Source organism: Acinetobacter sp. A1 (genome assembly GCF_012371315.1).
Lineage (GTDB): Bacteria > Pseudomonadota > Gammaproteobacteria > Pseudomonadales > Moraxellaceae > Acinetobacter.
Genome location: NZ_JAAZQY010000056.1, coordinates 1 through 6075 on the forward strand (window position 1 = coordinate 1; position 6075 = coordinate 6075).

The window sequence follows — 6075 nt, forward strand, 5'->3', positions numbered from 1 at the left end:
CGTTTAACTCGTTGTTCTCGTTTATGTTCCATAAAATAAGTCTCTTAAGGTGTAAACTTATTTCAGGACGGGACAATTAACGCAATAAAAAAAGCACCTTACAAGTAGGTGCTTTTTTGTGGTTTCAGTTTTAGGCGATCAGTTTTAAATCATCTTGCAAATGACACGCTTGAATGATTTTCATCATTTTTTCAGGAACAGCTTTAAACTGTAAGCCTTTGGCTTCTGGTGTCTGACGCAACCATTGCACCAAAACAGCCAAAGCCAAAGTGCTGCCTTGTTCCAGATTTGCCAAATTCACTACCAAAGGTAGTTGCTGTTGACGAATCAACTGTATGCCTTTTTGGTAATATTGCTCAGCATTACTGAAATCTATTTTTCCAGAAACGCATAATTCCTGATTTGATAATTCAATCACGCCACACCTAACCTATTTTTTCTTTTCAACCGCAGCTTCTGCATCTGGCTTAAAGGTTGCAATAGCTTTATCAATATTGCCACCATTACGCTTCACGTTTGCCGCAAACTGGTTACGGAATTGCAAACCTAGATCAATACCCGAAACGTTGATGTTACGGATTTTCCATTGGCTACCTTTATCTGCCAACTGGAATGACACAGGAATTTTTTCACCATTGTGAACAAAGTCGATGGTCACTACAGGGTTCTTGCTGTTGGTCGCCTTATAAGGACGCATGGTATAGGTTTGGTTACTGAATTTCGCAAACGCTGTACCATAGTTCTCAATTAAGGTTTCACGGAAGTTTTTCTCAAACTGTGCACGTTGTGCCGCTGAGCTGTATTGGTTGGTTGCATAAGTCCCCATCACAATACGGGTAAATGCTTGCGCATCTACATACGGGTCAAGGTTCTGACGCACAATGGTTTTCACCAATGCTGGATTGTTCTGCAATTTAGCATGATCTGCTTTTAAACGTGTAATCAAGCTATCGGCAACTTTTTTCACAAAAGCTGGTGGCGCTTCTGCGGGTGCAGCAAATGCAGTACCTGCCAACATGGTAGAAAGCACACTTACCGCCAGAGTTTGCTTTAAAAGTGTTTTCACGGACAATCTCCTCAATTACTCAACAAATGACACTTCTGCATCTGTTGTTTCAGCTGTCGCTGTATCTGTGTCTGATGCTGCATTGGATGTTTTCGCTGCACCGCCAGTAATAAACTTACTGATTAAATCTTCTAAATCCATGGTACCTTGGGTATTGGCAATGCTTTCGCCACGTTTCACAAAGTTCAAACCACCACCTGGAACAACTTTGAGATACTTCTCCCCCAACAAACCATTGGTTGCAACCATTATGTAAGCATCTTCATCAATACTGGTAATGGATTTCATGTTACTCAACAGTTGTTGTTCCATTTCTTTTTGTTGCTCAGGACTTGCCTGTTCGTATTCAGCACTGTAACGCAATTCTTCAACTGCATAATTTTGCACTGTTTTTAATTGCTCAGCATTAAAACTGGTCAGTTTACCATCCAACTCAAATTCAACAGTGGCCAAACGTGATACAGGGTCTAAGGTGATGTCATTCACACGCCCAATGGTCACACCGCTCATGGTGACTTTAGCACGTGGTTTTAGACCATTCACATTGTCAAACGTTGCGGTCATATTATAGCTGTCACGTAAATTGGTTCCGACCAATCCACTGACTTTCATCGCCAAGAAAAACAATGCAATGCCTGTCAGAATGACAAAAACACCTACGGCCAGCTCACTAGTACGTGATTTCATTAAACACCTCCGAACATGACCGCAGTCAACACAAAATCAAAACCTAAAACACATAATGAAGAATACACCACGGTGCGCGTGGTCGACGTTGCAATGCCTTCTGAGGTCGGCACACAGGCATAGCCCTGATACACTGCAATCCAGGTACAAATTAATGCAAAAACAAAACTTTTAATAATGGTGCCATTAAAAATATCTTTATAGAATTGCACGCTGCTTTGCATGCCACCCCAGAAAGAACCTTCATCTACACCCAGAAAATCTACCCCAACCATTTTGCCGCCCATAATGCCAATCGCAGCAAAAATAATGGATAGCATTGGCAGGCTAACAATACCCGCCCATAAACGCGGCGATACAATACGCTTGAGTGGGTCTACCCCAATCATTTCCATACTGGCCAATTGTTCTGTAGCTTTCATCAGACCAATTTCAGCGGTTAAGGCAGAGCCTGCACGTCCTGCAAATAACAATGCTGCAACCACAGGGGCGAGTTCACGTAACAAGGTTAAAGACACCATGGTACCAAGCATGGCTTCCGAGCCAATATTGACCAAAATGGAGTAACCTTGTAAGCCTAAAACCAAACCAATGAATAAACCCGAGACCGCAATAATGAGTAGGGACATAACGCCTACACGGTACATCTGGTAAACAAACAGTTTTACCCCAAGCCAAGTTGGCATGGAAAATAAGATTTGCAACAACATTTGGGTGGCGACACCAATGCCACGAACACGCTCAATGACGCGTTGACCTAATGCGGCAATAGCATTCATGAACGCACCTCATCACTTAAATAAGCCCGATGGCTAAATTGATAATCGACAGGCCCTTCGGCAGCGCCTGTTAAGAACTGACGTACAAATGCCGATTCATGCTGTTGTAATTCCGCAGGTGTACCCTCGCCCTGAATCACGCCTTCTGCGATAATGTAAATGTAGTCAGCAATCGACAGCGTTTCACCTACATCATGCGAGACGATGATGGTGGTTAAATCCAAAGCTTCACGTAAAGAACGAATTAAACGAGTCAGTACACCTTTTACAATCGGGTCTTGGCCTGCAAATGGCTCATCGTACATGATCAATTCAGGGTCTAACGCAATCGCACGTGCTAAGGCCACACGACGGTTCATCCCGCCCGATAATTCTGCAGGCATGAGTTGTTCAGTACCACGTAACCCCACTGCTTCAAGTTTCAACGCCACCAGTTCTGCAATTAAATGCTCCGGTAACTTGGTGTGCGCACGCAATGGAAATGCTACATTTTCATACACGCTCATATCGGTAAATAATGCACCGCTTTGGAATAACATGCCCATACGTGCCCGTGCAGCAAACAACTCCTGACGTGACATATCTGCAAGGTTTTTTCCATCCAGTAAAATATCACCATGATCGGGTGCCAGTTGACCACCAATCAAGCGTAATAATGTGGTTTTACCTGTACCAGAAGGTCCCATAATGGCCGTAATTTGCCCACGGCGAATCTTTAAACTGACATTTTCAAAAATGACACGTTTCCCTCGCTTAAAGCTCAGTTCATTGACTTCAATCAATGACGGCTCATGTTGAGGTGTTGAATTATTCATAGCTGAGGGTCTTCCTGCATTTTTTCAGCACGCATACTATAAAGGATTGAAGCATAAAATGTTATCTAGCAAATTTTTTAAAACTGTGCACGTCTTGTGCAACTATAAATATTATTGTTATCTAAATCACTTTCATTACAGCAAACACTTAAAAATAAGAGGAAATAATATAATAAATTAAATTACATAAAATCAGCGCTAAACCAATATACGGCATCATTCCCTCTCTCGTCTGCATCAGCATTCGCAAGCCATCGATGTTCATAATTCGCACAACACAATAAAAACATGACACAGTATACATTTTATTCAGACGGAAAATCATTTTTTAACATAAAAAAACCGGTGCTCAACACCGGTTTTCTTTAAGCTGACGCTTCAGATAGCGCTTAGTCGTTAAATTTACGACGTGGGCGATCAAAACCACCTTCACGGCGTGGACGATCTGAATTGAACTCACGACGTGGACGATCTTCACCACCAAATGAACGCTTAGGACGATCATCAAAAGAACGTGGTTGACGGTCACCAAAACCACCTTCACGACGTGCAGGACGATCACCAAAATCACGTTTTGGACGATCACCAAAGCCACCTTCGCGACGTGGTTTATAGTCTACGCGGTTGCCACGGTTGTCATCATTCGCATCAAAACGTGGTTTATCGTTGAAACCACCTTCGCGACGTGGACGGTCTGAATTAAATTCACGACGTGGGCGATCTTCAAATGAACGTTGTGGACGGTCACCGAAACCACCTTCACGGCGTGGACGATCTGAGTTGAACTCGCGGCGTGGACGATCTTCAAATGAACGTTGTGGACGGTCACCAAAGCCACCTTCACGGCGTGGACGATCTGAGTTGAACTCGCGACGTGGGCGATCTTCACCAAATGCAGGACGTTCACCACGTGGTTTGTCATCGAAGCTACGACGTGGACGATCATCACCACCTTCACGACGTTTAAAGTTGCTTTCGCCTTCAAAACGACGACCGCCACCAAAACCGCCACGACCACCGCGACCGCCATCACGACGACCACGACCACCGTCACGACCAGAACGTGCTGGTGGTGGAGATGGCTCTAAGCCTTCAATTTCAGAAACACTTAAACGTGCATCTAAGAAATCTTCCAAAGCACGGATTTTGCCACGCTCACGGTAAGTTGCCAAAGTAATGGCATTACCGGTACGACCTGCACGACCTGTACGACCAATACGGTGTACATAGTCTTCATTTTTCATTGGTAAACCAAAGTTGATCACGTGAGAAATCGTTGGTACGTCTAAACCACGTGCTGCTACGTCAGTTGCAACCAAAATTTTTGCACGACCTTCACGAATGCTACGTAAACGACGGTTACGTACAGTCTGTGGCATTGCACCGTGTAGAGCAACGACAGAGTGACCTGCTTCAGCCAATTCTTCAGCCAACATGTCGGTATCTTCTTGAGTCGATGCGAATACAACCGCTTGGTCTACACCTTCATCAGACAACCAGTGTGACAATAATTTTTTCTTGTGCTCAAAGCCATCTGTCCAGTGTAAAGTCTGGGTGATGTCCATGTTGGTTGAGTGACCTGTTTCAATTGCAATACGCACAGGTTCATTCATCATACGTTCTGCAAGCGTGATAATACGGCTTGCAAAAGTAGCAGAGAACATTAGTGTTTGTTTACGGTTAGCAGCCAAGTCGCTAATGGCTTCTAGGTCTTCAGAGAAACCTAGGTCAAGCATACGGTCAGCTTCGTCTACAATTAAAGCATCAACTTTATCGAGCTTAATTTGACGACGGTTCACCAAGTCAAGTAAACGACCTGGAGTCGCTACAACCACTTGTGCACCTTTTAATTGTTGGATTTGCTTACCAAAAGGCATACCACCCATAATTGCTGCAATACGTACACCTTTCATGTGACGTACAAATGCAATCGCATCTTGGCTCACTTGTTGCGCCAACTCACGTGTTGGGCAAAGTACCAAAATAGATGGCTGAGTAATGGCTTTCATGCGTTCTTTAAAAGGAACGAAAGTATCTTGGTTAGCAAGCGCGTTTAAAGTTGGGAGTAAGAACGCAGCAGTTTTACCAGAACCTGTTTGGCTAGACACCAATAAGTCTTTACCTTCAAGTGCCGCTGGAATCGATTGTTCTTGAACAGGAGTCGGCGTAGTAAAGTTCAAGCCTTCTAAAGCTTGTTGTAAAGATTCGTGTAAAGAAAAATCAGCAAAAGTTTTGCTCATAGAGATTTTCACCCTGAAAATGGGTGCTCCATTAAAATAAAGTCAGATGGACATCGGCAAAAAGCGGTACAGCAATTATCGCTGACAATGTAAGATTCAGCGGCGATCCGAGTAACGACGATGTGATATAACGCACGCATGATTACGGCTTAACCTGAAGGAATCGCTTTAGCGATTGGGGCGCGAGATATCGTCCTCTCTTTGGACCGCACGCGCATACACAATGATTAGAAGAGAAATGTTCAGGTAATGAACAGAAATTAAGTGCGTGGGCGGATTATAGCAGGATTATTTTAAAAGTCACCTTATTTAATCTACTTTTGCATTTTTTTGTGTAAACCTTGATATATCCTGCTTTTTAGCGAGTATACCCACAATCAAAATAGATCTTAAATTAGCTATTTTAGACCAGTGTCTTGTCCTGAAATAGATTGACAGTATTCCACTTCAAACCGAGTTAAGCAATTAGCTCGGTTTTTGTTTGCTCA

Annotated in this window: 6 protein-coding genes; all 6 read right to left on the reverse strand. The window is 43.5% G+C overall.

Going from position 1 to position 6075, the window contains the following annotated elements; all coding sequences use genetic code 11:
• Window positions 1-130 precede the first annotated feature (130 nt).
• Window positions 131-418 (reverse strand): STAS domain-containing protein, encoded by a 288-nt coding sequence (locus tag HHA41_RS12620; RefSeq protein ID WP_168419182.1) that lies wholly within the window; start codon window positions 416-418, stop codon window positions 131-133.
• 12 nt (window positions 419-430) lie between these two features.
• Window positions 431-1066: an ABC transporter substrate-binding protein gene (locus HHA41_RS12625; RefSeq protein ID WP_178318815.1), complete on the reverse strand. Its 636-nt coding sequence runs from the start codon at window positions 1064-1066 to the stop codon at window positions 431-433.
• A gap of 15 nt (window positions 1067-1081) precedes the next feature.
• Window positions 1082-1753, reverse strand: a complete 672-nt coding sequence (locus HHA41_RS12630; protein WP_168419183.1) for an outer membrane lipid asymmetry maintenance protein MlaD — start codon at window positions 1751-1753, stop codon at window positions 1082-1084.
• Window positions 1753-2532 carry a lipid asymmetry maintenance ABC transporter permease subunit MlaE gene (gene mlaE, locus HHA41_RS12635; protein WP_168419184.1) on the reverse strand — a complete coding sequence of 260 codons (780 nt, stop codon included), beginning with the start codon at window positions 2530-2532 and terminating at the stop codon, window positions 1753-1755. The genes HHA41_RS12630 and mlaE overlap by 1 nt, the downstream gene beginning before the upstream one ends.
• Entirely contained in the window at window positions 2529-3347 is an 819-nt protein-coding gene (locus HHA41_RS12640; protein WP_168419185.1) for an ATP-binding cassette domain-containing protein, read from the reverse strand. Before HHA41_RS12640 ends, mlaE begins: the two co-directional genes overlap by 4 nt.
• 389 nt (window positions 3348-3736) lie before the next feature.
• Window positions 3737-5587, reverse strand: coding sequence for a DEAD/DEAH box helicase (locus HHA41_RS12645; RefSeq protein WP_168419186.1), 1851 nt, complete (start codon window positions 5585-5587; stop codon window positions 3737-3739).
• Between the last annotated feature and the right edge of the window lie 488 nt (window positions 5588-6075).

Bases quoted from the DNA above. Each gene is read 5' to 3' on its own strand.
- HHA41_RS12630 (WP_168419183.1), bottom strand. From the start codon at position 1,753: ATGAAATCACGTACTAGTGAGCTGGCCGTAGGTGTTTTTGTCATTCTG.
- mlaE (WP_168419184.1), bottom strand. From the start codon at position 2,532: ATGAATGCTATTGCCGCATTAGGTCAACGCGTCATTGAGCGTGTTCGT.
- HHA41_RS12640 (WP_168419185.1), bottom strand. From the start codon at position 3,347: ATGAATAATTCAACACCTCAACATGAGCCGTCATTGATTGAAGTCAAT.
- HHA41_RS12645 (WP_168419186.1), bottom strand. From the start codon at position 5,587: ATGAGCAAAACTTTTGCTGATTTTTCTTTACACGAATCTTTACAACAA.